A 25090-nucleotide genomic window follows, 5' to 3' on the forward strand; every position below is an offset into this window, starting at 1 on the left:
TAGATCAAGTGTGGGAGGGGGCTTGCCCCCGATGAGGCCAGTAGCAGCCCCCCATAAACCCCAGGCAAAAAAATACCCCGGCCTTTCGACCGGGGCTTTTCTTTATCCAGCTACAACCTTAGTGATTAACCGCCCCACTCGCCCCCAGGCCAGTCTGCGAACGCACAAACTGCGGGAAGTACAGCGCACGCTCTTTCTCTGCCGCCGCCGACTTGTCGGTGATGGAGAAGAACCAGATACCGATGAACGCAATGATCATCGAGAACAGCGCCGGGTATTCGTACGGGAAGATGGCTTTTTCGTGATGCAGGATCGAGACCCAGATGGTCGGACCCAGGATCATCAGGCCAACGGCACTGATCAGGCCCAGCCAACCGCCAATCATCGCGCCACGGGTGGTGAGGTTTTTCCAGTACATGGAAAGCAGCAACACCGGGAAGTTACAGCTGGCGGCAATCGAGAACGCCAGGCCGACCATGAACGCGATGTTCTGGCTTTCGAACAGGATGCCCAGGCCAATCGCCAACACTGCGAGGGCGATGGTGGTGATCTTCGATACGCGAATCTCATCCTTTTCGTTGGCCTTGCCTTTCTTGATCACGCTGGCGTACAGGTCATGGGACACCGCCGAAGCACCGGCCAGGGTCAAGCCGGCAACCACGGCGAGGATGGTGGCGAAGGCCACCGCCGAGATGAAGCCCAGGAAGATACTGCCACCCACCGCGTTGGCCAGGTGCACCGCCGCCATGTTGTTACCGCCCAGCAAGGCGCCTGCAGCATCCTTGAACGCCGGGTTGGTGCTGACCAGCAGGATCGCGCCGAAGCCGATGATAAAGGTCAGGATATAGAAGTAGCCGATGAAGCCCGTGGCATACAGCACGCTCTTACGCGCTTCCTTGGCGTCGCTTACGGTGAAGAAGCGCATCAGGATATGCGGCAGGCCGGCGGTACCGAACATCAGTGCCAGGCCCAGGGAGAACGCGGAGATCGGGTCTTTCACCAGGCCGCCGGGGCTCATGATCGCTTCACCTTTAGGGTGGACCTTGATCGCCTCGGAGAACAGCGTGTTGAAGTCGAAGTTGACGTGCTTCATCACCATCAGCGCCATGAACGAAGCACCGGACAGCAACAGCACCGCCTTGATGATCTGCACCCAGGTGGTCGCCAGCATGCCGCCGAACAGCACATACAGGCACATCAGGATCCCGACCAGGATCACCGCCACATGGTAGTCGAGGCCGAACAGCAGCTGGATCAGCTTGCCCGCCCCCACCATTTGCGCGATCAGGTAGAACGCCACCACGACCAGGGAACCACAGGCCGACAGGCTGCGGATCTGGGTTTGCCCGAGGCGATAGGACGCCACGTCGGCAAAGGTGTACTTGCCCAAGTTACGCAGGCGCTCGGCGATCAGGAACAGAATGATCGGCCAGCCCACCAGGAAGCCGATCGAGTAGATCAGGCCGTCGTAGCCGGAGGTGAACACCAGTGCGGAAATACCCAGGAAGGATGCGGCCGACATGTAGTCGCCGGCAATCGCCAGGCCGTTCTGGAAACCGGTGATCTTGCCGCCGGCCGCATAGTAGTCGGCCGCCGACTTGTTGCGCTTGGACGCCCAGTAGGTGATGCACAACGTCGCGCCGACAAAGGCCACGAACATCAGGATCGCTGCGATATTCAGCGGTTGTTTGTGCACTTCACCGGTCAATGCATCCGCCGCCCACACCGCAGGAGCGAAGACCGAAGCGCCGAATACTGCCAATAGACGACGGATCATTGCGCAGCCTCCTTGAGAATCGCATTGTTCAGGTCGTCGAATTCGCCGTTGGCGCGTCGCACATAGATGCCGGTGAGGACAAAGGCCGACACAATCAGCCCGACCCCAATGGGGATGCCCCAGGTGATGGATGAGCCGGGGCTGAGTTTAGCCCCCAGTACTTGTGGCCCGTAGGCAATCAACAGGATGAATCCGGAGTACAGCCCTAGCATGATCGCCGAGAGAATCCAGGCGAACCTTTCCCTTTTTCTTACCAGCTCCTTGAAACGCGGGCTGTTTTGAATCGAGAGGTAAATGCTGTCGTTCATTGTTTTTATCCTCGCAGCACAGCTTTTTTATTATTGGTACGTATCCACTGTATGCGGCTACGGAACAGGTTCCAGACGACCTTAGTATTAGACGGAGTGTAGCGAGGGATTGAGAGGGCGCAGAAACATTTGCGGGTGACGAAAATAATGTGGGAGGGGGCTTGCTCCCGATAGTGGTGAGCCAGTCAGATCATTGACGACTGACACACCGCAATCGGGGGCAAGCCCCTCCCACAGGGGGTTGTATCAAGGCATTGGGGGGTTATTTACCGGTCCACTCGGCTACGCGCTCAGGGTGCTTGGCCACCCAGTCCTTGGCCGCTGCATCAGGCTTGGCGCCTTCCTGGATAGCGAGCATGACTTCGCCGATCTCATCCTTGGAGGCCCACTGGAATTTCTTCAGGAACGCCGCGACTTCCGGCGCTTTCTTCTCCAGGCCCTTGCTGCCGATGCTGTTGACGGTTTCAGCAGCACCATAAATCCCTTTTGGATCGTCCAGGAAACGCAGTTTCCACTTGGCGAACATCCAGTGTGGCACCCAGCCGGTGACCGCAATGGATTCCTGTTTGTCTTCGGCACGGGTCAGCTCGGCGATCATCGCCGCACCCGAACTGGCTTGCAGTTTGTAGTCGAGGCCGTACTGCTTGATGGCTTCGTCGGTCTTGAGCATCACGCCTGAACCGGCGTCGATGCCGACGATCTTGTTCTTGAAGGTGGTGTCGGTCTTGAGGTCTTCGATGGACTTGGCCTTGACGTACTCCGGCACGATCAAGCCGATCTTCGCATCCTTGAAGTTGGGGCCGTAGTCGACCACCTTGTCCTTGTTCTTGGTCCAATACTCGCCGTGGGTCACCGGCAGCCAGGCGGAGAGCATGGCATCGAGCTTGCCGGTGGCCACACCCTGCCACATGATCCCGGTGGCGACCGCTTGCAGTTTGACGTCATAACCGAGCTTTTCCCTGATCACCTCTGCCGCCACATGCGTGGTGGCAACGCTGTCGGACCAGCCATCTACATAACCGATGCTCAGGGTTTTGCTGTCGGCGCTGGCCAGTGTGGAGCTCATCGCAACTACCAGAGTGGCAGCTGCGCCCAAGAGTCGTCGCATCTTCATCGTACTTCCCCGAAAGTGCTGCGCCCGACGGATGTCGAGCGACGTCAACCTGTTGTTATGTGGTGCGCCGCGCCCCCTTCACGCGCATCGATCCGGCTGCTGCGACATCAGTGGAGTGCTGACACGTCGATCATCAACCTGCCGCAGCCTTCGACCTGCTCTGTCAGCGACCTCATGCAAGCAAGAAACGACATCACATCGCCAGTAGGACTTTTTGTAGGACTTAACCCCACGATCCCGCCTGAACTTTGCATGTCAAAATTATGCAGCCCCACTGGGATAGCGCAAATCCGGGTAAGATGCGCGCCTTTGCTCCCCCAGATAAGCCGACCATGCCCGCGACTGCCCGCTTCCCTGCCCTGCCCTATTGCTTCGCTTTGATCCTCGGCCTGCTGGCCCTTGTCGGCTACTGGTATGGCCTCGGCCGGCCGGTGGTGCTGCCGGATGTGGCCAGTGCCAGTCACAAGCTGCAATGCGCGTCGTACACACCGTTCGACAAGGACCAATCGCCCTTCGACCAACCGTTCACACTGCGCCCCGCGCGCATGGACGCCGACCTGGCCCTGCTGGCCACCCGCTTCGAGTGCATCCGCACTTACTCCATGACCGGCCTGGAAGCCTTGCCGGACCTGGCGCGCAAGCATGGGTTAAAGGTGATGGCGGGCGCCTGGGTCAGCAGCGACCCGGTCGCGACCGAAAAAGAAGTCGACCAACTGATCGCCTCGGCTAACGCCAACCCCGATGTGGTCACCTCGGTGATCGTCGGCAACGAAGCGCTGCTGCGCAAGGAAGTCACCGCCAAACAGCTGGTGGCGCTGATCCATAAGGTCAAAAGCCAGATCAAGCAGCCGGTCACCTACGCCGACGTCTGGGAGTTCTGGCTGCAGCACCCGGAAATCGCGCCGGCGGTGGACTTCCTGACCATCCACCTGCTGCCCTACTGGGAAGATGACCCCTCCGGCATCGACCAGGCCCTCAAGCATGTGGGCGATGTACGCCAGACCTTTGGCAACAAATTCGCGCCCAAGGACATATTGATCGGCGAGACGGGCTGGCCCAGCGAAGGCCGCCAACGCGAAACCGCGGTGCCGAGCCGGGTCAATGAGGCCAAGTTCATGCGTGGCTTCGTGGCCATGGCCGAGGCCAATGGCTGGCACTACAACCTGATCGAAGCGTTTGACCAACCGTGGAAGCGCGCCAGTGAAGGTGCCGTGGGCGGCTACTGGGGCCTGTTCGATGCCGACCGCCAGGACAAGGGCATCCTCGCCGGGCCGGTGACCAATGTGCCGCACTGGCCGCTGTGGCTGGGGGTCGGCGGGATTATCCTGCTGGGCACGCTGGTGCTCGGTGGTCGCGTCCGCAGCTCGCGCGCCGCGATCGCCCTGCCCCTGCTGGGTGCAGTGGCTGCCTGCGCCATCGGCACCTGGGCCGAACTGACCCGCGTGACTGCGCGCTTCAACGATGAGTGGGCATGGGCCGGTTTACTCGTGGCGCTGAACCTGCTGGTGCTGGCCCACGCCACACTGGCCCTGAGTGCCCGTGAAGGCTGGCGCGAACGGCTGTTCAACTGGCTGGAACAACGTGCCGGCTGGCTGGTGGCAATCGCAGGGTTCGCGGGCGCCGTGATGATGCTGGCACTGGTGTTTGACCCACGCTACCGCAGCTTCCCGAGTGCGGCGCTGCTGCTGCCGGCGTTGGTGTACCTGGTTCGTCCGGTGACCGGACCACGCCGGGAGATTGCCTTGCTGACCTTTATCATCGGGGCCGGCATTGCGCCACAGCTGTACCGTGAAGGCTTGCTGAACCAGCAGGCGTGGGGTTGGGCGGTGGTCAGTGGGTTGATGGTTGTGGCTTTGTGGCGGTGCTTGCGGATGCGCAAGGCTTAAGAGCGCCATCGGGGGCAAGCCCCCTCCCACCTTTGGACTGCGTTCTCATGTGGGAGGGGGCTTGCTCCCGATTGGTCTTGTCAGGCGCGCCGCGACTGCCTGACCAACCGCAACCCCGCAATCACCACCGCAAACACCGCAAACGAGGTGTTGTACAACGCCAGGGCCGGCAGCCCGAACGCCAGCCCCAGTACCGCCAAGCCCCATCCCGCACGGCCCGGCACGAAAAACGCCAGCACCGAGGTCACCAGCGCGGCCCAGCCCAGCACCTTGAAGTGAATCATCAAGCCCAGGTTCGAACGCACCTGGCATTCCCAGCGGCTGGCCTCGTCGGCACAGATGCCGACCCACTGGCCATCTTCCATAAAGCCGTAACGCGCGCCATAACTGGCAGCCAGCCATAACGGCAGGGCAATAAGCAGCAAAATCAACGGCAAGCGGCGGGACATGGAGCACTCCGATAGGCAAAAACGGCGCTCAGCTTAATGCGCCGGCGGCCGTTAGCAAGGTGCATACACACAATTAGTGTTCACTAATGCATGGCAAAGTGTATCGTCTCGCTACTATTACCCCGAATCCGACGTTATTTTCCGACTTTTCGTGCCGAGAGCTGGCACTTCGGTGGCAACGCGGTGGTCATAGCCTGCGAACTTCATTAAGCACGTTTCCTCTTAGGGATTAAGTCATGCTCCGTTCCTTGCGCTGTGCTGCCTTACTGGGCAGCCTTTTTTTGAGTGCGTCAGCACTGGCCGTCGATATCGACCAAGCCAGCTATGGCTACCCTTTGACCAACCCATTCGAAGCGACCATCGCCACCACACCGCCTGACCTTCGGCCGACATTGCCGACCGATGACGAGATCAACCAGTCCGACTACACCCTGAACATGCGCCCCGAGCGCGAGTTCAGCCTGCCGGACAACTTCTGGGCAGTGAAGAAACTCACGTACCGCATCGCCAAGCAGGACCGGGCCGCGCCGCTGATCTTCCTGATCGCAGGCACCGGTGCGCGGTTTGACAGCAGCATCAACGAATACCTGAAAAAACTGTATTACCAGGCCGGCTACCACGTGGTGCAACTGTCGTCGCCCACCAGCTTCGACTTCATCGCCTCTGCGTCGCGCTTCGCCACTCCCGGCATCAGCCAGGAAGATGCCGAAGACATGTACCGCGTGATGCAGGCCGTGCGCGCCCAGAACGCTTCGCTGCCGGTGACCGACTTCTACCTCACCGGCTACAGCCTCGGCGCGCTGGATGCGGCATTTGTCAGCAAGCTCGACGAGACCCGCCGCAGCTTCAACTTCAAGAAAGTGCTGCTGCTCAACCCGCCGGTCAACCTCTACACCTCGATCACCAACCTCGACAAGCTGGTACAGACCGAGGTCAAGGGCATCAACAACACCACCACCTTCTATGAACTGGTGTTGAACAAGCTGACCCGTTACTTCCAGCAAAAGGGCTACATCGACCTCAACGACGCCCTGCTCTACGACTTCCAGCAATCCAAGCAGCACCTGACCAACGAACAGATGGCCATGCTGATCGGCACCTCGTTCCGCTTCTCGGCGGCCGACATCGCCTTTACTTCGGACCTGATCAACCGCCGTGGCCTGATCATCCCGCCGAAGTACCCGATCAGCGAAGGCACCAGCCTCACGCCGTTCCTCAAGCGCGCACTGCAATGCGACTTCGATTGCTACCTCACCGAACAGGTGATCCCAATGTGGCGCGCCCGCTCCGACGGCGGCAGCCTGTTGCAACTGGTTGACCAGGTCAGCCTGTACGCCCTCAAGGACTACCTGCACGCCAGCCCGAAAATCGCCGTCATGCACAACGCCGATGACGTGATCCTCGGCCCGGGCGACCTTGGTTTCCTGCGCAAGACCTTCGGCGATCGCTTGACCGTCTACCCCCTGGGCGGCCACTGCGGCAACCTCAATTACCGCGTCAACGCCGACGCCATGCTGGAGTTCTTCCGTGGCTAAATATCTTCTGCTGCTTGCCGCCCTGATGTGCGCAGGCGTTGCCAATGCCGACAACAGCAAGGCTCACGCGCCTGTGGTGATGGACTCCGACGGATTCAAGGAGCCGTTGAGCAAACTCAAGTTCAACCCGGGTCTGGACCAACGCGAATTCGAACGCTCGTCGGTCAACGCCCTCAACGTGTATGACCCGCTCGAATCGTGGAACCGCCGCGTGTACCACTTCAACTACCGCTTTGACCAATGGGTGTTCCTGCCGGTGGTCGACGGTTACCGCTACGTCACGCCAAGCTTCCTGCGCACCGGCGTGAGCAACTTCTTCAACAACCTGGGCGACGTGCCCAACCTGTTGAACAGCCTGCTGCAACTCAAGGGCCACCGTTCCCTGGAAACCACCGGGCGCCTGCTGCTCAACACCACCGTCGGCATCGCCGGCCTGTGGGACCCGGCGACCGCCATGGGCCTGCCGCGCCAGAGCGAAGACTTCGGCCAGACCCTGGGCTTCTACGGCGTGCCCGGCGGTGCCTACCTGGTGCTGCCGATCTTCGGCCCGTCGAACCTGCGCGACACCGGCGGCCTGCTGGTGGACTACACCGCCGAGTCCCAGATCAACTTCCTCAACGTCTCCGAAGTCAGCTCCAACCACCCGGAAATCTGGGCCCTGCGCGCGGTGGACAAGCGCTACCAGACCAGCTTCCGCTACGGTCAGATGAACTCGCCGTTCGAGTATGAGAAGGTGCGGTATATCTACACGGAATCGCGCAAGTTGCAGATTGCCGAGTAAATAACGCCCGTAAAAAAGGCCATTCGATTGAATGGCCTTTTTTGTGTCGGCGATTTATGCCCTGAGCGCTTTCCAGCTCTTGCCCACCACACTGACCACTGCCAATACCACCGCCCCGGCAACAATCCCCGCCACCGCATTCAGTAACGTCGGCATCAACCACGCCAATCCACCTGTGCTCTGGCTCACACCCTCGATCCAGTGATGCACCACCGGCACGCCATGGGTAAGGATGCCACCGCCGACCATGAACATCGCCGCCGTGCCGATCACCGACAGGCTCTTCATCATGTACGGTGCCGCCCGCAGGATGCCGCCACCGATACGGCGAGCCATCTGGCCAGGCTTCTGGGTAAGCCACAGGCCCAGGTCATCCAGCTTGACGATGCCAGCCACAAGCCCGTAGACGCCGATGGTCATGACGATGGCGATGCCCGACAACACGATCACCTGCTGCATCAGCTGCGCATCAGCCACGATACCGAGGGTGATCGCGATGATTTCCGCCGAGAGGATGAAGTCGGTGCGGATAGCGCCTTTGATCTTGTCCTTTTCGAAAGCCACCAGATCGGTCGCCGGGTCGGCCACGGCTTCGACCAATTGGGTGTGTTCGGCCTGGTCTTCAGCCTGGCTGTGCAGAAATTTATGCGCGAGTTTTTCGAAGCCTTCGAAACACAGGTACGCACCGCCGAGCATCAACAAGGGCGTCACCGCCCAGGGTGCAAAGGCGCTGATCAACAGCGCCGTCGGCACCAGGATCAGCTTATTGACGAATGACCCCTTGGCCACCGCCCACACCACGGGAATTTCCCGCTCGGCGCGCACACCGGAAACCTGCTGGGCGTTAAGCGCCAGGTCGTCACCCAGCACGCCGGAGGTCTTCTTCGCGGCCACTTTTGTCATCAAGGCAACGTCATCGAGTACCGCGGCGATATCATCAATCAACACCAACAAGCTGCTTCCTGCCATGAATCGGGCTTCCTTAAGAGAGGGATGGGCGGAGCATAACGCGGCGCAGGGCTTTGCGGGCACATTGTTGAGGCCCGCGGATAGCCGGTGCTACCATGCGCAACCGCCTGTCCTGGCAAGGAAACTCCCCGTGCTCAGTTTCATAGATACGTTTCTCTTTTGGCGAGTGGCTGTTGTCGTCAGGCAAGGAGCCGCGACGACTCATAGCTCGCTATGGGGAGGAGCGGCGACGCAGAATGGCGGCAACAGACGCCGTCAAACAGAAACAGTATCTGTGAGACTGAGCACTTTATGAGCACCATTCGCGAGCGCAACAAAGAAAAGATCCTGCGGGCGGCGAGCGAGGAGTTTGCCGACAAGGGCTTCGCCGCGACCAAAACCAGCGACATCGCCGCCAAGGCCGGGCTGCCCAAGCCCAACGTCTATTACTACTTCAAGTCCAAGGACAACCTCTACCGCGAGGTGCTCGAAAGCATTATCGAGCCGATCCTGGCGGCGTCCACGCCGTTCAACCCCGAGGGCGAGCCTTCAGCGGTGCTGAGCAACTACATCCGCTCGAAAATCCGCATCTCCCGCGACCTGCCCTTCGCCTCCAAGGTGTTCGCCAGCGAAATCATGCATGGCGCACCGCACCTGAGTGCCGAGCAGGTCCAACAACTCAATGCCCAGGCCAAGCACAATATCGACTGCATCCAGAGTTGGGTGGATCGCGGGGTGATCGCGGCTATCGACCCTCATCACCTGATGTTCAGCATCTGGGCGGCGACGCAGACCTATGCGGATTTCGACTGGCAGATTTCCGCGGTGACCGGCAAGGCCAAGCTGGATGAGGCCGATTATGAAGCGGCGGCGCAGACGATTATTCGGTTGGTGCTCAAAGGCTGCGCGCCGGACTGATGCACCGAGGTGCCTGTGCCAATCGGGGGCAAGCCCCCTCCCACCTATTGAACCGTGAATACGCTCAAGACTGTGGGAGGGGCTTGCTCCCGGTGAGGCCCTTACAGTCACACACCACTCAAGCTGATACCCCCGCATCCGCCCTCAACCCCAGCCCTTCGATCGCCGTGATCGCACACTGCTCATCAATATCCGACGTATCCCCGCTGATCCCGATCGCCCCCAGTACCGCCCCCGCCTGATCCCGAATCAACACCCCACCCGGCGCCGGCACCACGCTGCCTTGCCCCAGGCTGTTCAACGCCGCGATAAACGCCGGCCGTTGCTGTGCGTCCAGCGCCAGCAAGCGCGAGCCCTTGCCCAGCGCAATCGCGCCCCAGGCCTTGCCGATGGCGATGTGCGGGCGCAGCAGGCTGGCGCCGTCTTCGCGCTGCACGGTGATCAAGTGGCCACCGCTGTCGAGCACCGCAACGGTCAGCGGTGCGGCTGAGATCGTGCGCCCTGCGCTGAGGGCCTGGCTGGCCAGTTGGGTGGCAATCTTCAAGGTTAAAGCGCTCATGGTGCCGTCCTTCTTTTGTTATTGGGAAAGCGGTGGAGGTCTGTTTGATCAGATGCTCGACCAAACAAATAGAACACAATGAAATTCATTTTTGTATACAATATTTTCAAACAAAGGCTCCATACGTCGAAAAAAGCCGTTCCGACCAACGCAAAGGCCAATCAATAAAATGGATTGACCTGCGCCGTCCGCCGTGAATACACTTTGGCCAGACACCACTTGTATACAATTACAAAACGCAAGAGGCACCAAAATCATGAGCAAAATGAGAGCAATCGAAGCCGCCGTCCTCGTCATGCGCCGCGAGGGCGTGGACACCGCCTTCGGTATCCCAGGCGCTGCGATCAACCCGCTGTACTCAGCCTTGCAGAAGGTGGGTGGCATCGATCACGTCCTTGCTCGCCACGTTGAAGGCGCCTCGCACATGGCCGAGGGTTACACCCGCACCAAGGCCGGCAATATCGGCGTATGCATCGGCACCTCGGGCCCGGCGGGCACCGACATGGTCACCGGCCTCTACAGCGCCTCGGCCGACTCGATCCCGATCCTGTGCATCACCGGCCAGGCACCACGGGCCCGCATGCACAAGGAAGACTTCCAGGCCGTGGACATCACCAGCATCGTCAAGCCGGTGACCAAGTGGGCAACCACCGTCCTCGAGCCGGGCCAAGTGCCGTACGCGTTCCAGAAAGCCTTCTATGAAATGCGCTCCGGCCGCCCTGGCCCGGTGCTGATCGACCTGCCGTTCGACGTGCAGATGGCCGAGATCGAATTCGACATCGACGCCTACCAGCCGCTGCCACTGGCCAAGCCACTGGCCACGCGTATCCAGGTCGAAAAGGCCCTGGCCCTGCTGGATCAGGCGGAACGCCCGTTGCTGGTGAGCGGCGGTGGTGTGATCAACGCCGACGCCAGCGAGCTGCTGGTGGAGTTCGCCGAACTGACCGGCATCCCGGTGATCCCGACGCTGATGGGCTGGGGCACCATTCCCGACGATCACCCGCAGATGGTCGGTATGGTCGGCCTGCAAACCTCCCACCGCTACGGCAACGCAACGCTGCTCAAGTCAGACGTGGTGCTGGGTATCGGCAACCGTTGGGCCAACCGCCACACCGGTTCGGTCGAGGTCTACACCGAAGGGCGTAAATTCATTCACGTCGACATCGAACCGACGCAGATTGGTCGCGTATTCACCCCGGACCTGGGCATCGTGTCCGACGCCGGCTCCGCGCTGACGATGTTCATTGAAGTGGCCCGTGAGTGGAAAGCCGCCGGCAAGCTCAAGGACCGCAGTGCCTGGCTGCATGACTGCCAGCAGCGCAAGTCGACCCTGCAGCGCAAGACCCACTTCGACAACGTGCCGGTCAAGCCGCAACGGGTGTACGAAGAGATGAACCAGGTGTTCGGCAAAGACACCTGCTACGTCAGCACCATCGGCCTGTCGCAGATTGCCGGCGCGCAGTTCCTGCATGTGTACAAGCCCCGCCACTGGATCAACTGCGGCCAGGCCGGCCCGTTGGGCTGGACCATTCCGGCGGCGCTGGGCGTGGTCAAGGCCGACCCGGGCCGCAAGGTGGTGGCGCTGTCCGGCGACTATGACTTCCAGTTCATGATCGAAGAGCTGGCCGTGGGCGCGCAGTTCAAGCTGCCGTACATCCACGTGGTGGTGAACAACTCTTACCTGGGGCTGATCCGCCAGGCCCAGCGCGGGTTTGAAATGGACTACTGCGTGCAATTGTCTTTCGACAACCTCAACGCACCGGAGCTGAACGGTTATGGCGTCGACCACGTCGCAGTTGCCGAAGGCCTGGGTTGCAAGGCCCTGCGCGTATTCGAGCCGGGGCAAATCCAGCCGGCATTGCGCCGCGCCGAGGAAATGATCGAAGAGTTCAAGGTGCCGGTGATCGTCGAGATCATTCTGGAGCGCGTGACCAATATTTCCATGGGCACCGAGATCAACGCCATCAACGAATTCGAAGACCTGGCCCTGGTCGGCAACGATGCGCCGACCGCCATTTCCCTGCTCGATTAAGGAGAACCCTATGCCACGCTTTGCCGCCAACCTGTCCATGCTGTTTACCGAACAGGACTTTCTCGCGCGCTTCAAGGCCGCTGCCGAGGCCGGGTTCCAAGGTGTCGAGTACCTGTTCCCCTATGAATTCAGCTCGGCTGACATCAAGGCCCAGCTCGACACCCATGGCCTGACCCAGGTGCTGTTCAACCTGCCCGCCGGTGACTGGGCCGAGGGCGAACGCGGCCTGGCGTGCCACCCGGACCGGGTCGAGGAGTTCCGCGCCGGGGTCACCCTGGCCATCGCCTACGCCCAGGTGCTGGGCAATACCCAGATCAACTGCCTGGCGGGGATTCGGCCCCAGGGTGTGGATGATGAAACCGTGGAAAAGACCTTTGTCGCCAACCTCAAGTACGCCGCCGACAAGCTGCAAGCAGTAGGCATCAAGCTGGTCATGGAAATGATCAACACCCGCGACATTCCGGGCTTCTACCTCAACAACACCGCCCAGGCCCTGTCGATTCGCGAACAGGTGGGCAGTGACAACCTGTTCCTGCAGTACGACATCTACCACATGCAAATCATGGAAGGCGATCTGGCCCGGACCATGGCCGCGCACCTGGAGGAGATCAACCACATCCAGCTGGCGGACAACCCTGGGCGCAATGAGCCGGGAACCGGGGAGATCAACTACCGCTTCCTGTTCGAACATCTGGACCGCATCGGGTACGCGGGCTGGGTCGGCTGTGAATACAAGCCGCTGACCACCACCGAAGCGGGTTTGGGCTGGCTTAAAGCCCACAACGCCATCTAACCGACACCACACAAAACCTTGTGGGAGGGGGTTTGCTGTGGTGATGGGGGGCTTTACCACTGCCCCCCATGGGGCTGCTACGCAGCCAGCGCGGGACAAGCCCGCTCACCACAACAAGCCCCCTCACCACAGCAAGCCCGCTCACCACCGCAAGCCCAGCGCCCACAGAGCATAAAAAGAGGATTTCATCATGGCTAAAATCGGATTTATCGGCACCGGCATCATGGGCCAACCCATGGCCGCAAACCTGCAGAAAGCCGGTCATCAACTGTTGCTTTCCGAACACCACGGCAAGGCGCCGGCCGAGCTGATCAGCGCCGGCGCAGTGGCCCTGGCCACCCCGCAGCAAGTGGCCCAGGAAGCCGAGTTCATTATCGTCATGGTCCCCGACACCCCGCAGGTCGACGACGTGCTGTTCCGCGCCGACGGTGTGGCGGCGGGCCTGTCGCCGAACAAGGTGGTGATCGACATGAGTTCGATCTCTCCCACAGCCACCAAGGCGTTTGCGGCAAAGATCAACGAGCACGGCGCGCAGTACCTCGACGCCCCGGTGTCCGGCGGTGAAGTCGGCGCCAAGGCCGGTACCTTGAGCATCATGGTCGGTGGCGAACCACAGACCTTCGAACGTGCCCTGCCGCTGTTCCAGAGCATGGGCAAGAACATCACCCTGGTGGGCGGCAATGGCGATGGCCAGACCGCCAAAGTGGCCAACCAGATCATCGTCGCGCTGAATATCCAGGCGGTGGCCGAAGCGCTGCTGTTCGCCTCCAGGAACGGCGCCGACCCGGCCAAGGTGCGTGAAGCGCTGATGGGCGGCTTTGCCTCATCAAAGATCCTCGAAGTGCACGGCGAACGCATGATCAAGGGCACCTTCGATCCGGGTTTCCGCATCAACCTGCACCAGAAGGACCTGAACCTGGCCCTGGCCGGTGCCAGGGAACTGGGGATCAACCTGCCGAACACCGCCGGCACCCAGCAGGTGTTCAGCACCTGCGCGGCGCTTGGCGGCGGTAACTGGGACCACTCGGCGCTGATCAAGGGGTTGGAGCATATGGCGAACTTTTCGATTCGCGATAAGTAACCCCCCTTTGAAAGGGCTGTACCTCTAATAACAAAAATACCCGGGAGCCCGCTTATGTCGGTCGATCCGCAACACCTGCTTCGCGAGCTGTTTGCCACAGCCATCGATGCCGCCCACCCCCGGCACGTCCTCGAACCCTGCCTGCCCGCCGACCGCAGCGGCCGCGTGATCGTGATCGGCGCCGGCAAGGCGGCGGCCGCCATGGCGCTGGTCGTCGAGAATTGCTGGCAAGGCGACGTCTCAGGCCTGGTGGTGACCCGCTACGGCCACGGCGCCCCTTGCCAGAAAATCGAAGTGGTCGAAGCCGCCCACCCGGTGCCCGATGCCGCCGGCCTGGCGGTGGCCAAGCGCGTGCTGGAATTGATCAGCAACCTGGGCGAAGACGACCGGGTGATCTTCCTGCTCTCCGGCGGCGGCTCGGCACTCCTGGCACTGCCTGCCGAAGGCATCAGCCTGGCCGACAAGCAGGCCATCAACAAAGCCCTGCTCAAATCCGGCGCCACCATTGGCGAGATGAATTGCGTACGCAAGCACCTCTCGGCGATCAAGGGCGGTCGGCTGGCAAAGGCGGCCTGGCCGGCCACGGTCTACACCTACGCGATTTCCGATGTGCCGGGCGACCAGGCCACGGTCATCGCCTCCGGCCCCACGGTCGGCGACCCGAGCACTTCGCAACAGGCTCTGGCAATCCTCAAGCGCTACGGTATCGATGCCCCGGCGTCCGTGCGCAGCTGGTTGCAGAACCCGGCCTCGGAAACCGTCAAGCCCGGCGACCCGGTACTCGCCCGCAGCCACTTCCAGTTGATCGCACGCCCACAACAATCACTGGAAGCGGTCGCGGTGAAAGTCCGCCAGGCCGGTTTCAGCGCGCTGATCCTCGGCGACCTGGAAGGCGAAGCACGGGACGTGGCCAAAGTGCACGCCGGCATCGCGCGGCAAATCGTGCAGCACGGCCAGCCGTTGGCGGCGCCGTGCGTGATCCTCTCCGGTGGGGAAACCACCGTCACCGTGCGCGGCAATGGCCGTGGCGGGCGCAACGCCGAATTCCTGTTGAGCCTGACCGACAGCCTCAAAGGCCTGCCGGGCGTGTACGCCCTGGCCGGCGACACCGACGGCATCGACGGCTCGGAAGACAACGCCGGCGCAATCATGACCCCATGCAGCTATGCGCGCGCCGAAGCCCTGGGCCTGTCGGCCAGCGACGAGCTGGACAACAACAACGGTTATGGCTACTTCGCCGCCCTCGACGGCTTGATCGTTACCGAGCCGACCCGCACCAATGTCAATGACGTGCGCGCCATCCTGATCCTTGAGACTGCCCGCCATGACGCCTGACAAGAAGGTCAAGATCCTCGCCACCCTGGGCCCGGCCACCGACGGTATCGACGACATCCGCGAGCTGGTGCAAGCCGGGGTGAATATCTTCCGCCTCAACTTCAGCCACGGTGAGCATGCCGATCACGCCCGGCGCTACCACTGGATTCGCCAGGTGGAGCGCCAGCTCAACTACCCGCTGGGCATCCTCATGGACCTGCAAGGGCCGAAGCTGCGCGTCGGCACGTTTGCCGAGGGCAAGGTGCAACTGGTGCGTGGCCAGGCCCTGCGCCTGGACCTGGACCCGACGCCGGGTGACCAGCGCCGGGTCAACCTGCCCCACCCGGAAATCATCGCCGCCCTGGAACCGGGCATGGACCTGTTGCTCGACGACGGCAAGCTGCGCCTGCGCGTGATCACCCGGCACGCCGATGCCATCGACACCACCGTACTGAATGGCGGCGAGTTGTCCGACCGTAAAGGCGTCAACGTCCCACAAGCCTTGCTGGAACTCAGCCCGCTCACCGCCAAGGACCGTCGCGACCTGAGCTTCGGCCTGGAGCTGGGTGTGGACTGGGTGGCGCTGTCGTTTGTGCAGCGCCCGGAAGACATCCGCGAGGCTCGCGAGCTGATCGGCGACAAGGCCTTCCTGATGGCCAAGATCGAGAAGCCCTCAGCCGTACAACGCCTGCGGGAAATCGCCGAGCTGAGCGACGCGATCATGGTGGCCCGGGGCGACCTGGGCGTGGAAGTGCCGGCGGAGAGCGTGCCGCAAATCCAGAAAGACATCATCCGCACCTGCCGCCAGTTGGGCAAACCGGTGGTAGTGGCGACGCAGATGCTGGAGTCCATGCGCTTTTCGCCGGCGCCAACCCGCGCGGAAGTGACGGATGTCGCCAATGCAGTGGCCGAAGGCGCGGATGCGGTGATGCTGTCGGCGGAAACCGCGTCGGGCGAGTACCCGCTGGAAGCCGTGCAGATGATGAGCAAGATCATCCGCCAGGTGGAAAACGGCCCGGACTACCAGACCCAACTCGACGTCAGCCGGCCCAAGGCCGATGCCACGGTGTCGGACGCCATCAGCTGCGCGATCCGGCGCATCAGCAGCATCCTGCCGGTGGCGGTGCTGGTGAACTACAGCGAGTCGGGCAGCTCCAGCCTGCGCGCGGCGCGGGAACGGCCGGTGGCGCCGATTCTCAACCTCACGCCGAACCTGTCCACCGCACGCCGCTTGAGTGTGGCGTGGGGCGTGCATTCGGTGGTCAATGATCGACTGAGGCAGGTGGATGAGGTGTGTTCCACCGCGCTGGAGATTGCCCAGGCCCAGGGCATGGCGCAGCGCGGGGATACCTTGGTGATTACTGCCGGGGTGCCGTTCGGGCAGCTGGGGTCGACCAACTCCTTGCGCATAGAGACGCTGATCTAGCGCCTGTAGAGGCCCCATCGGGGGCAAGCCCCCGATGGAGACAACTCGGTCCCACTGACTCACTAAACATGCACAACCCAACCTGCCCCGACTGGGCCGAAGCCCTGCTCAACGGCTTCAGCCAGATCTTCCTGCAACGCCATCCGCTGTGCGGCCTGCTGTGCCTGTTGGCGATCCTGGTCAGCGCCCCTGCCTTGCTTGGCGGGGCGCTGCTGGGGGGTGTCGCCGGGTTGCTCACGGCCCAGCGGCGCGGCTATCCCAAGGCCGAGCGCCAGGCGGGTATCTATAGCTACAACGGCGTATTGCTGGGCCTGTTGATCAGCCAGCATTTCGCCTGGTCGGCGTTGTTGCCGCCGCTGATCCTGGCGTGCGGCGGCCTGAGCGCGATCCTCACGCGGCAGTGGCTGAAACACGCCAGCCGGCCGCATGACCTGCCCGCCTACACCGCGCCCTTTGTCGGCCTGGGCTGGCTGCTGCTGGGCAGCGTCCCACACAGTGCCTTGGCCCTGGGCGAGCCCGATACCCTGGCGGTGCTCGGCGCGCCGTTCACCGGCCTCGCGCAAATCATGCTGCTGGACCAGCCGCTGGCGGGCGTGCTGATTGCCCTCGGCCTGTGGCTGGCGAACCGGCGTGCCGCGGTCTGGGCCGTGATCGGCGCCAGCAGCGGCGTACTGATCGGATGGCTGCTGGACGACACCAGCGCCGCCCTCCTCGGCCTGCACAGCTACAACCCCGCTCTCGCGGCCCTGGCGCTGAGCCAGGCACGGCGCCAACCCTGGCTGCCGCTGCTCGGCATCCTGCTGGCGATCCTTCTCACACCGGGCTTTGCCGCCGTGCACCTGCCCGCACTCACCGCGCCGTTTATCCTCGCCTGCTGGCTGGTACGCGCCGGCGCCCGAATACTCAGGAAACCCCGCATGGACAGCCCCTTCGAATCCCCCTAGGCTTGCTCGATATTCGATTCAGGCGGGCTTTATGGACAGCAACAACGACTGGCGTCAGCGGCTCTACATCATGGTTTTTCAGAGCGACACCGTCGCCGGGCGGCGCTTTGACGGCATCCTGCTGTTGATCATCCTCGCCAGCCTGGTGATCGTGATGCTCGACAGCATCGACCAGGTCCACCAGAACTACGCCGATGTGCTGGCCTACATTGAATGGGGCTTCACCCTGATCTTCCTGATCGAGTACGGGTTGCGCCTGTACTGTTCGCCCAAGCCGTTGCGCTACGCCTTCAGCTTTTACGGGCTGGTGGATCTGCTCGCCATCGTGCCCGGCATCCTTGCGCTGTACTACAGCGACGCGCAATACCTGCTGATCATCCGCATCATCCGCATGCTGCGGATTTTCCGCGTGCTCAAGCTCAGCCCGTACCTCAAGCAGGCCAACTACCTGATGGCGGCGCTGCGCGGCAGCAAGCAGAAGATCGTGGTGTTCCTGGTGAGCGTATGCACCCTGGTCACGGTGTTCGGCACCTTGATGTATGTGATCGAAGGGCCGGAGCACGGCTTCACCAGTATCCCCAAAGGCATCTATTGGGCGATCGTGACGCTGACCACTGTGGGCTTTGGCGATATCGTGCCCAAGACGCCGTTGGGCCAGGTGATTTCGTCGCTGGTGATGATCACCGGTTACTCGATCATCGCCGTGCCCACGGGTATTTTTACGGCCGAACTGGCCAGTGCCATGCGTGGTGAGCAACTGCAGCACGACTGCCCGGTGTGCAGGAAAAACAGCCATGAGCCCAACGCGGCGTTCTGTTCGCGCTGTGGCAGCGCTCTTTTTAAGAAAGTGGAATAAGCAAAGTTCTTTTTAATCTTTAAGCGACTAAGTGCCCCCGGCTATAGTCGCTGGCAATGTGCCTCCCCTCTTCTCCCGAACAACAAGGAATGAGCAGTGAAAAAACTCGTAAGCGCCTCTCTCCTGGCCGCCGGCCTTGCCCTCGCGGGCGCCGTCCAGGCCGCACCGGTCACCCTGCTCAACGTCTCCTACGACGTGATGCGCGATTTCTACAAGGACTACAACGCCGCCTTCCAGAAGCACTGGGAAGCCGAGCACCCGAACGACAAGCTGACCCTGCAGATGTCCTTCGGCGGTTCCAGCAAACAAGCGCGCTCGGTGATCGACGGCCTGCCGGCTGACGTGATTACCATGAACATGGCCACCGACATCAACGCCCTGGTCGACAACGGCAAACTGGTGCCGGACAACTGGGTCACCCGCCTGCCGAACAACAGCGCGCCGTTTACCTCGGCCACCGTGTTCATCGTGCGCAAGGGCAACCCGAAAGCCCTGAAAGACTGGCCGGACCTGCTCAAGGATGGCGTGCAGGTGATCGTGCCCAACCCGAAAACCTCGGGTAACGGCCGCTACACCTACCTGTCGGCCTGGGGTTATGTGCTCAAGAACGGCGGCGACGAAGACAAGGCCAAGGCCTTTGTCGGCAAGCTGTTCAAACAGGCGCCCGTGCTGGACACCGGTGGCCGCGCCGCCACCACCACGTTCATGACCAACCAGATCGGCGACGTGCTGGTGACCTTCGAGAACGAAGCGGAAATGATCGCCCGTGAATTCGGTCGCGATCAGTTCGAAGTGATCTACCCAAGCGTCTCCGCCGAAGCCGAGCCGCCGGTGTCGGTGGTGGATAAAGTGGTCGAGAAGAAAGGCACCCGCGTGGCGGCTGAAGACTACCTGAAGTACCTGTGGTCGCCGCAAGGCCAGGAAATCGCTGCCAACAACTACCTGCGCCCGCGTGACCCGAAGGTGCTGGCCAAGTACACCGACCGCTTCCCGAAAGTCGACTTCCTGTCGGTGGAGAAGACCTTTGGTGACTGGCGCACCGTGCAGAAAACCCACTTCAATGATGGTGGGGTTTTCGACCAGATCTACTCCGGTCAGTAACTGACAAATGTGGGAGGGGGCTTGAACCCTCCCACATTTAGATCCGGGTTTTGCAGTTACATCGGCGGTGTCACGCCATCCTTGCCGGCTGAAATGGCTTGGGCAGTGATTTTCCCATCCGCCCCCTGCGCGGCAAACAACACCACCTTCACCCCCGGCTTGAGCAAGCTGCGGTCCCCCGGTTCCAGGTTGACGATCGGCACATCCTCCGGCACCACGATCTTCTGTTCGCCGCCTTTGTATTTCACGGTCAACGTCCGCCCTTTGCTGACCACCAGGTCGCCGACGGTGCCGTTGGTCATGCTGCTGCCTTCCTTCAGGTCAAACGCCCGATGCCCGTCCCCCGTGCCGGCCATGGCCGGTGGGAACACATGCACTTCCAGCGCCGTCAGGGTGCCGTCGGCGTTGGGCATGGCGGCCGAGCCGATGTAGCTGCCGGGTTTTATTTCGTCGATCCTGGCCAGGGTAACGGCGCGCACCTGGGTATCCTTGGTCAGGTGCACGGTGACGTCTTCACCGCTGTTGACCTTGACCTGCATCGCATCACCGTCCATCGCGGTGATTGCCCCGCGTACGCCTACGCGCGGTGCATCGGCGGCATTGGCCAGGCCGAGGGCCATCGCAACAGCGAGGCTTGAAGCCAGGAGTATCTTGTTGAGCGTGATTTTCATGGCGCTGGATTTCCTGTTTCGGCAGTTGTTTCTGAATGTATCATCACCCGGCATAAGTGATATCACCACAAACGGCCTACTCGCCGTTGAGCCTTGTCTTTACTCTCGCTCGCCATCTACCTTCGCTTTTATGAGAACACCATGAATGCTACCCCCCATGCTACGAGCACCATGACCCGCGCAATGGTGATGCTGTTTGCGTTTTGCTGCGGCGCCATCGTCGCCAACATCTACTACGCCCAGCCGATCATCGAACTGATCGCACCGGACATCGGCCTCACCCCGGCGATGGCCAGCCTGATTGTGTCCCTGACGCAGATCGGCTATGCCCTCGGCCTGTTCTTCCTGGTCCCCCTGGGCGACCTGCTGGAAAACCGCAAGCTGATGATCATCACGACCCTGGTGGCGATTGCCAGCCTGCTGGGTGCGGCCTTTACCGAACAACCGAACCTGTTCCTGCTGGTGTCGTTGCTGATCGGCTTCAGTTCGGTGTCGGTACAGATCCTGATCCCCCTGGCCGCACACCTGGCGCCCGCCGAGTCTCGGGGTCGGGTGGTCGGCAGCATCATGGGTGGGCTGCTGTTGGGCATCCTGCTGGCGCGGCCAGTGTCCAGCGTCGTGGCTGACCATTTTGGCTGGCGCGCGATGTTCATGGCCGCCGCCGCGTTGATGGTATTTATCAGCGTGGTGCTGATGCTGACCATCCCCAAGCGCCAGCCGGACCACAGCGCCAGCTATGGCCAATTGCTGCGCTCCCTGGGCACCCTGTTGCGAGAACAACCGCTGCTGCGTCAACGCGCGTTTTACCAAGGTTGCATGTTCGCCACGTTCAGCCTGTTCTGGACCGCCGCCCCGCTGGAGCTGGTGCGCAACCACGGCCTGAGCCAGACCCAGATCGCGATCTTCGCCCTGGTCGGTGCTATCGGCGCCATTGCCGCCCCCATCGCCGGACGCCTGGCCGATGCCGGTCACACCCACCGCGCATCGCTGCTGGCCATGGTCTTTGCGGTATTGAGCTTCCTGCCGGCCTTCGTGCACCCGCTGTACAGCGTCATCGGCCTGGCGGTGACCGGCGTGGTCCTGGACTTCTGCGTGCAGATGAACATGGTCCTCGGCCAACGCGCCATCTATGCACTCGACGCCAACAGCCGCAGCCGCTTGAACGCGTTGTACATGACCAGCATCTTCATCGGTGGTGCCTTCGGCTCGGCGATTGCCAGCAGCGTGTACGAACACGGCGGCTGGCTGGGTGTGATGCTGGTGGGCAGCGCGTTCCCGCTGGTGGCGTTGTTGCGGTTCCTCAGTGCGTCGCGGCAAACGGCTGTCGCCACCGCCTAGGAACGCACCAACTTCTCCAAAGCCGCATCCGCCAGAAATGACGAGCGGCTTTTGACCTTGTGCTCGCGCACATACCGGTCAATTCGCTGGATGACATAGCCGGGCAAGGTCACATTGACCTTCTCGGTCTTGCCCAGATACGGCGAGATGTCCAGTTCCAGCATGCCCCAGCCCATCCCGGCATAGTCTTCATGGGTGTGATGAGTGCCCACCGACCTTGGCATCGGAATCACCCCGCCCTCGGCGGCGATCTCCTGCAGCAGGATGTGCGCGACTTCCACCGCGGCGTTGTAGGCCTCTTCGAAACTGTCCCCGGCGGTGACTGCGCCTGGAATATCGGGGATCTGGATACCGGTGGCGGTGAAGTCATCGCCCCATTCGATACAGATTGGGTATTGCATGAATGCTCTCCTTAAAACTGAAACAGCCCGGCACGTTTCCTGATGCTTCTGATGGTGCCCAGCGGCAGATCCTTCTTCGGATGCGGCACCGGGATCGTGTACGGGTTATAGCGGTGGGTAAAAATAGGATGACTGCCCGTGACCCGATCCAGCACCCAACCCGCCTCTTGCAGCGCCTTGATCAATAGCCTGCCTTGCACACCAGCCTCCTTGGCTCGGCCTAAATAAAAGCAACCCTAGAGTTATCTTTACTCAAGCGTTGAAAACCGCCAACCGAATGACATGCCATGGGTATTCCCCACAGGCTTGTCTGTGCATGGCAAGGGCCAGGGCGCCGGCGTTTGCCGACCATGGCAGGCGCTGATCAAGGCCTGAGCCTGTCAGCGCCTCGTCATGGCAGTGTTATCTGCGGGCATCCGACGGCTGGACGATGTTTTGTATCCACTGCAACAAGGCTGAGAACGCCTTGATCATTACCTCGCGTAACGCTGCAAGCGGGTCCGCGCTGCTATCCAGCGGGGGCGCCGGCGGCGGCGCAGGGGCCGGTGTGGGGACAACCTTCGGTGCGGGTTTAACCTCCGGCTTTTGCCCCTGCCACTGCACATCGCCGGGTTTGATCTGGCCAATGCTCTTGACCACCAGGTCGGCGCTGCCGCTCCCCTTCAGATCTATCTCCAGGCTTGAACGCCCGGTGGCCGCGTCGTGCCTGAGCAATGCCTCGCCGGCGCGACCAGAGAATCGATCAGTGAACGTCAGGGCACCGACGCGCGCCTCTTTCAATGCACCCGAGACGTCAATCTTGTCCGTCCCGCTGGTAAAGTCCTCGATCAGGTCAGGCTGCTGCGGTGTGGAGTGGCTGGCCTTGTCGTAGTCAAAAATATCCGCCCCGCCGCCGCCCCGCAGCCTGTCTGCACCCAAGCCGCCCTTGAGCCGATTGTCCGCGTCATTCCCCGTCAAGACATCACGTCCGGCCCCACCGATGGCGTTTTCAACCACGCAGCCCTTGGCGATGGAAACATTGCCCTTCAAGCCGCCCACATCAGAAAACGACTCGGCTTTCAAATTGATGTTCTGGTTCTGGGAAAACCCGGAACAATCCAGGGTGTCGTTACCGCCCCCATCCCATATGCAAAAGATAGCTTTATCCCTCGCACTGGTGAGGGTCATGGCGTCGCGGCCGGTATTGGAATTGAAGCCGTAGGTGGTGTCGGTGTTGCGGGTTTTGTGATTGGCCCCATAGAGCCGCTGAGCGGCTGCGATGTCATCCATCATCGGGGCAGAGGGATTCGAATACCGAAAATCATGGCCGGCCTGGTTCGTCTCCGACCAGTAGCTCATCACACTGCGTGCCTTGGTATCGCCGGCATACCTGGCACCATTGTTGTAATCAGCGCCGCCGCCATTGTAGTCACCCGGATGCTGCAGGCCGATGGCGTGGCCGATTTCATGCACGGTAGTGACTGAAAAGTGACTGCCCTGCGCCGGCGAACTACTTTCTCGCAGTGTGCCGACCGTGGCCGTGGTGGTGGTAATGCCGCGCGAGGGTGAGCTGGCGACGCCACGGTCACCGTGCGGGTTGTTTTTGATGTGAACCGTGCCGTCGGCGCCGGCTGCCCGCTCCTTGAAACTGATGTTGGCCACGTCCTCCCAATATTGCACCGCCTGGCGCACTCGGCGCTGCTGCGCGGCGCTGAACGTCGGGTCCACCGTATAGGAGAGATCGATCCGCTTGTCGCCATTACGGTCGTGGAAGTGCAGGTTGTCGCGGGTGATGTACTTTCCGGCCTGTTCCGTCGTGAAGGTTGGTTTGCGACCGGCGCCCACACCATAGGGGCCAGGATCGGAAGGCGGCAGGTTTTCAAGTGAGAAGTTGAGCCGAGAACGTTCAGAGCAAATCATGGGACAGTGCGCTCCTTATAGTAAGTTGATGAGTCGAGTCAATCAGAATCGACGCAATAAACTCCCATGCAGAAAACGCTCAGGACAGCGCTGATTTAGTTCGTACTGAAACACCTTAAGGCGGCGCAACATGCGCTAAGACAGGCACTAAACCACTTGCAATTTAAACAACTGAACACACACTTTCGCGCAAAAAAACCTATTGGATTCTCAGGAAAAAAACATAATCCTACAAAACCGTGCTGCTTCGACTACACCAAATCCGCCTTCACCCAGATACATGCACTTAACTTTTTCCGCCGAGTTCGCTGCATGTCAGGATCTCGCCGCTTGACATGCCCCGCACCTCACCGGTGCAGAGCAGGGTCAGGTCAATACGCAATGCCTCTGGTTCAGGCAACACAGCAGGCGCTCGACCGTGTGCTCCAGTGGCCCGGAGTTATCCAGCACAAACAACCCCGAGCCATTGCCGGCGATCAGGTCGGCGGTGAACCGTGCATTGCGCGCCAGGCGCTCCTCGATATCCGCCAGGGCCTCACGCCCCCGCGCCACCAGGCGCTGGCGCAATACGGCTTGATCCACCGCCAGCAACAGCACCCACACATCCGGGTAGCGCTCGCGGGTCTGCGCCAGGTGCGCGCGAGAACCATTGACCAGCACGTCCTCCCCCGCCGCCAGCCATTCGTCGATGACCTTGGGAATGCCGTAGGACAACCCGTTGGCGTGCCAACTGAGGGCAAACGCGCCCTCGGCCTGCATCACGGCGAATTGCTCCGGGCTGACACCCTGGGCCGCCTCACCCACCGCTTCCGCCGAGCGTGTGATCACGCGGCGCACAATCCGGCAACCGCGTTCGGCCAATCGTGGGCGTGCAGCCTCCAACAGGCTGTCCTTGCCCGAACCCGATGGCCCGATGAGATAGATCAACCTGCCCGCCATCAAAACACCCTCTTCGCTTG

The 25090-nt window shown here is 61.6% G+C and carries 24 protein-coding genes; 13 read left to right on the forward strand and 11 right to left on the reverse strand.

Features of this window, described 5'->3' with window-relative positions; all coding sequences use genetic code 11:
* Positions 1 to 118: 118 nt before the first annotated feature.
* From FX984_RS21500 to FX984_RS21510, 3 genes are all read right to left on the reverse strand, one after another.
* Positions 119 to 1777, reverse strand: coding sequence for a cation acetate symporter (locus FX984_RS21500; RefSeq protein WP_027607055.1), 1659 nt, complete (start codon positions 1775 to 1777; stop codon positions 119 to 121).
* On the reverse strand, positions 1774 to 2085 hold the full coding sequence (locus tag FX984_RS21505; RefSeq protein ID WP_027607054.1) for a DUF485 domain-containing protein: 312 nt from the start codon (positions 2083 to 2085) through the stop codon (positions 1774 to 1776). The genes FX984_RS21500 and FX984_RS21505 overlap by 4 nt, the downstream gene beginning before the upstream one ends.
* 262 nt (positions 2086 to 2347) lie before the next feature.
* On the reverse strand, positions 2348 to 3199 hold the full coding sequence (locus tag FX984_RS21510) for a glycine betaine ABC transporter substrate-binding protein (RefSeq protein ID WP_027607053.1): 852 nt from the start codon (positions 3197 to 3199) through the stop codon (positions 2348 to 2350).
* 332 nt (positions 3200 to 3531) lie between these two features.
* Between FX984_RS21510 and FX984_RS21520 the strand changes: the two genes are divergently transcribed.
* Positions 3532 to 5085 (forward strand): glycoside hydrolase family 17 protein, encoded by a 1554-nt coding sequence (locus FX984_RS21520; RefSeq protein WP_146478070.1) that lies wholly within the window; start codon positions 3532 to 3534, stop codon positions 5083 to 5085.
* 80 nt (positions 5086 to 5165) lie between these two features.
* On the opposite strand, the gene FX984_RS21525 is transcribed toward FX984_RS21520, so the two are convergent.
* Positions 5166 to 5534 carry a hypothetical protein gene (locus tag FX984_RS21525; protein WP_092358527.1) on the reverse strand — a complete coding sequence of 123 codons (369 nt, stop codon included), beginning with the start codon at positions 5532 to 5534 and terminating at the stop codon, positions 5166 to 5168.
* Between the two features lie 236 nt (positions 5535 to 5770).
* On the opposite strand from FX984_RS21525, the gene FX984_RS21530 reads away from it, so the two are divergent.
* Both FX984_RS21530 and FX984_RS21535 read left to right on the forward strand, forming a co-directional pair.
* Entirely contained in the window at positions 5771 to 7069 is a 1299-nt protein-coding gene (locus FX984_RS21530) for a serine/threonine protein kinase (protein ID WP_027607050.1), read from the forward strand.
* Positions 7062 to 7850, forward strand: a complete 789-nt coding sequence (locus FX984_RS21535; RefSeq protein ID WP_027607049.1) for an MlaA family lipoprotein — start codon at positions 7062 to 7064, stop codon at positions 7848 to 7850. The genes FX984_RS21530 and FX984_RS21535 overlap by 8 nt, the downstream gene beginning before the upstream one ends.
* A gap of 54 nt (positions 7851 to 7904) precedes the next feature.
* Here FX984_RS21535 and FX984_RS21540 read toward each other — a convergent pair whose 3' ends face one another.
* Positions 7905 to 8819 carry a DUF808 domain-containing protein gene (locus FX984_RS21540; RefSeq protein WP_098480053.1) on the reverse strand — a complete coding sequence of 305 codons (915 nt, stop codon included), beginning with the start codon at positions 8817 to 8819 and terminating at the stop codon, positions 7905 to 7907.
* A gap of 291 nt (positions 8820 to 9110) precedes the next feature.
* Here FX984_RS21540 and FX984_RS21545 point away from each other — a divergent pair, with 291 nt between their 5' ends.
* The gene (locus tag FX984_RS21545; RefSeq protein WP_027607047.1) at positions 9111 to 9716 is read left to right on the forward strand and encodes a TetR/AcrR family transcriptional regulator; all 606 of its coding nucleotides are present in this window, start codon (positions 9111 to 9113) and stop codon (positions 9714 to 9716) included.
* A 118-nt stretch (positions 9717 to 9834) separates the two neighbouring features.
* Here the strand turns inward: FX984_RS21545 and FX984_RS21550 are convergent, their stop codons facing one another.
* Positions 9835 to 10275 (reverse strand): GlcG/HbpS family heme-binding protein, encoded by a 441-nt coding sequence (locus FX984_RS21550; protein ID WP_027607046.1) that lies wholly within the window; start codon positions 10273 to 10275, stop codon positions 9835 to 9837.
* 256 nt (positions 10276 to 10531) lie between these two features.
* On the opposite strand from FX984_RS21550, the gene gcl reads away from it, so the two are divergent.
* The 8 genes from gcl (at position 10532) to FX984_RS21590 (ending at position 19822) form a co-directional block, all read left to right on the forward strand.
* Entirely contained in the window at positions 10532 to 12307 is a 1776-nt protein-coding gene (gene gcl, locus FX984_RS21555; RefSeq protein ID WP_146478072.1) for a glyoxylate carboligase, read from the forward strand.
* Positions 12308 to 12317: 10 nt separating this feature from the next.
* Positions 12318 to 13100, forward strand: coding sequence for a hydroxypyruvate isomerase (gene hyi / locus FX984_RS21560; RefSeq protein ID WP_146478073.1), 783 nt, complete (start codon positions 12318 to 12320; stop codon positions 13098 to 13100).
* A 190-nt stretch (positions 13101 to 13290) separates the two neighbouring features.
* On the forward strand, positions 13291 to 14181 hold the full coding sequence (locus tag FX984_RS21565; RefSeq protein ID WP_092358523.1) for a 2-hydroxy-3-oxopropionate reductase: 891 nt from the start codon (positions 13291 to 13293) through the stop codon (positions 14179 to 14181).
* Between the two features lie 54 nt (positions 14182 to 14235).
* Positions 14236 to 15516 (forward strand): glycerate kinase type-2 family protein, encoded by a 1281-nt coding sequence (locus tag FX984_RS21570; RefSeq protein ID WP_146478075.1) that lies wholly within the window; start codon positions 14236 to 14238, stop codon positions 15514 to 15516.
* Positions 15506 to 16921, forward strand: a complete 1416-nt coding sequence (gene pyk, locus FX984_RS21575; RefSeq protein WP_027607041.1) for a pyruvate kinase — start codon at positions 15506 to 15508, stop codon at positions 16919 to 16921. The genes FX984_RS21570 and pyk overlap by 11 nt, the downstream gene beginning before the upstream one ends.
* Before the next feature lie 68 nt (positions 16922 to 16989).
* On the forward strand, positions 16990 to 17865 hold the full coding sequence (locus FX984_RS21580) for an urea transporter (protein ID WP_146478077.1): 876 nt from the start codon (positions 16990 to 16992) through the stop codon (positions 17863 to 17865).
* A gap of 31 nt (positions 17866 to 17896) precedes the next feature.
* Entirely contained in the window at positions 17897 to 18721 is an 825-nt protein-coding gene (locus FX984_RS21585) for an ion transporter (protein WP_027607039.1), read from the forward strand.
* A 96-nt stretch (positions 18722 to 18817) separates the two neighbouring features.
* Positions 18818 to 19822 carry a sulfate ABC transporter substrate-binding protein gene (locus FX984_RS21590; protein WP_027607038.1) on the forward strand — a complete coding sequence of 335 codons (1005 nt, stop codon included), beginning with the start codon at positions 18818 to 18820 and terminating at the stop codon, positions 19820 to 19822.
* 56 nt (positions 19823 to 19878) lie between these two features.
* Here FX984_RS21590 and FX984_RS21595 read toward each other — a convergent pair whose 3' ends face one another.
* Complete coding sequence (locus FX984_RS21595) at positions 19879 to 20493, reverse strand: DUF5666 domain-containing protein (RefSeq protein WP_027607037.1); 615 nt, start codon at positions 20491 to 20493, stop codon at positions 19879 to 19881.
* A 141-nt stretch (positions 20494 to 20634) separates the two neighbouring features.
* On the opposite strand from FX984_RS21595, the gene FX984_RS21600 reads away from it, so the two are divergent.
* A complete protein-coding gene (locus FX984_RS21600) occupies positions 20635 to 21831 on the forward strand; it encodes an MFS transporter (RefSeq protein WP_081744462.1) in 1197 nt (398 codons plus the stop codon).
* Here the strand turns inward: FX984_RS21600 and FX984_RS21605 are convergent.
* The 4 genes from FX984_RS21605 to phnN all read right to left on the reverse strand — a co-directional run bounded on the left by FX984_RS21605 (position 21828) and on the right by phnN (position 25070).
* Entirely contained in the window at positions 21828 to 22232 is a 405-nt protein-coding gene (locus tag FX984_RS21605; RefSeq protein ID WP_027607035.1) for a type II toxin-antitoxin system HicB family antitoxin, read from the reverse strand. The two genes, FX984_RS21600 and FX984_RS21605, sit on opposite strands and share 4 nt — an antisense overlap.
* An 11-nt stretch (positions 22233 to 22243) precedes the next feature.
* Positions 22244 to 22432 (reverse strand): type II toxin-antitoxin system HicA family toxin, encoded by a 189-nt coding sequence (locus tag FX984_RS21610; protein WP_027607034.1) that lies wholly within the window; start codon positions 22430 to 22432, stop codon positions 22244 to 22246.
* A 202-nt stretch (positions 22433 to 22634) separates the two neighbouring features.
* Positions 22635 to 24131, reverse strand: coding sequence for a M10 family metallopeptidase C-terminal domain-containing protein (locus tag FX984_RS21615; RefSeq protein ID WP_146478079.1), 1497 nt, complete (start codon positions 24129 to 24131; stop codon positions 22635 to 22637).
* A gap of 366 nt (positions 24132 to 24497) precedes the next feature.
* Complete coding sequence (gene phnN, locus FX984_RS21620) at positions 24498 to 25070, reverse strand: phosphonate metabolism protein/1,5-bisphosphokinase (PRPP-forming) PhnN (protein ID WP_027607033.1); 573 nt, start codon at positions 25068 to 25070, stop codon at positions 24498 to 24500.
* Positions 25071 to 25090: the final 20 nt, after the last annotated feature.

It is taken from the genome of Pseudomonas marginalis, assembly GCF_008692035.1.
GTDB lineage: Bacteria > Pseudomonadota > Gammaproteobacteria > Pseudomonadales > Pseudomonadaceae > Aquipseudomonas > Aquipseudomonas marginalis.

Coding starts and splice junctions, on each gene's coding strand:
- FX984_RS21505 (WP_027607054.1), bottom strand. CDS start 2,085: ATGAACGACAGCATTTACCTCTCGATTCAAAACAGCCCGCGTTTCAAG.
- hyi (WP_146478073.1), top strand. CDS start 12,318: ATGCCACGCTTTGCCGCCAACCTGTCCATGCTGTTTACCGAACAGGAC.
- FX984_RS21565 (WP_092358523.1), top strand. CDS start 13,291: ATGGCTAAAATCGGATTTATCGGCACCGGCATCATGGGCCAACCCATG.
- FX984_RS21545 (WP_027607047.1), top strand. CDS start 9,111: ATGAGCACCATTCGCGAGCGCAACAAAGAAAAGATCCTGCGGGCGGCG.
- gcl (WP_146478072.1), top strand. CDS start 10,532: ATGAGCAAAATGAGAGCAATCGAAGCCGCCGTCCTCGTCATGCGCCGC.
- FX984_RS21520 (WP_146478070.1), top strand. CDS start 3,532: ATGCCCGCGACTGCCCGCTTCCCTGCCCTGCCCTATTGCTTCGCTTTG.
- FX984_RS21510 (WP_027607053.1), bottom strand. CDS start 3,199: ATGAAGATGCGACGACTCTTGGGCGCAGCTGCCACTCTGGTAGTTGCG.
- pyk (WP_027607041.1), top strand. CDS start 15,506: ATGACGCCTGACAAGAAGGTCAAGATCCTCGCCACCCTGGGCCCGGCC.
- FX984_RS21615 (WP_146478079.1), bottom strand. CDS start 24,131: ATGATTTGCTCTGAACGTTCTCGGCTCAACTTCTCACTTGAAAACCTG.
- FX984_RS21600 (WP_081744462.1), top strand. CDS start 20,635: ATGAATGCTACCCCCCATGCTACGAGCACCATGACCCGCGCAATGGTG.
- FX984_RS21525 (WP_092358527.1), bottom strand. CDS start 5,534: ATGTCCCGCCGCTTGCCGTTGATTTTGCTGCTTATTGCCCTGCCGTTA.
- FX984_RS21585 (WP_027607039.1), top strand. CDS start 17,897: ATGGACAGCAACAACGACTGGCGTCAGCGGCTCTACATCATGGTTTTT.
- FX984_RS21530 (WP_027607050.1), top strand. CDS start 5,771: ATGCTCCGTTCCTTGCGCTGTGCTGCCTTACTGGGCAGCCTTTTTTTG.
- FX984_RS21550 (WP_027607046.1), bottom strand. CDS start 10,275: ATGAGCGCTTTAACCTTGAAGATTGCCACCCAACTGGCCAGCCAGGCC.
- FX984_RS21595 (WP_027607037.1), bottom strand. CDS start 20,493: ATGAAAATCACGCTCAACAAGATACTCCTGGCTTCAAGCCTCGCTGTT.
- FX984_RS21500 (WP_027607055.1), bottom strand. CDS start 1,777: ATGATCCGTCGTCTATTGGCAGTATTCGGCGCTTCGGTCTTCGCTCCT.
- FX984_RS21540 (WP_098480053.1), bottom strand. CDS start 8,819: ATGGCAGGAAGCAGCTTGTTGGTGTTGATTGATGATATCGCCGCGGTA.
- phnN (WP_027607033.1), bottom strand. CDS start 25,070: ATGGCGGGCAGGTTGATCTATCTCATCGGGCCATCGGGTTCGGGCAAG.
- FX984_RS21570 (WP_146478075.1), top strand. CDS start 14,236: ATGTCGGTCGATCCGCAACACCTGCTTCGCGAGCTGTTTGCCACAGCC.
- FX984_RS21580 (WP_146478077.1), top strand. CDS start 16,990: ATGCACAACCCAACCTGCCCCGACTGGGCCGAAGCCCTGCTCAACGGC.
- FX984_RS21605 (WP_027607035.1), bottom strand. CDS start 22,232: ATGCAATACCCAATCTGTATCGAATGGGGCGATGACTTCACCGCCACC.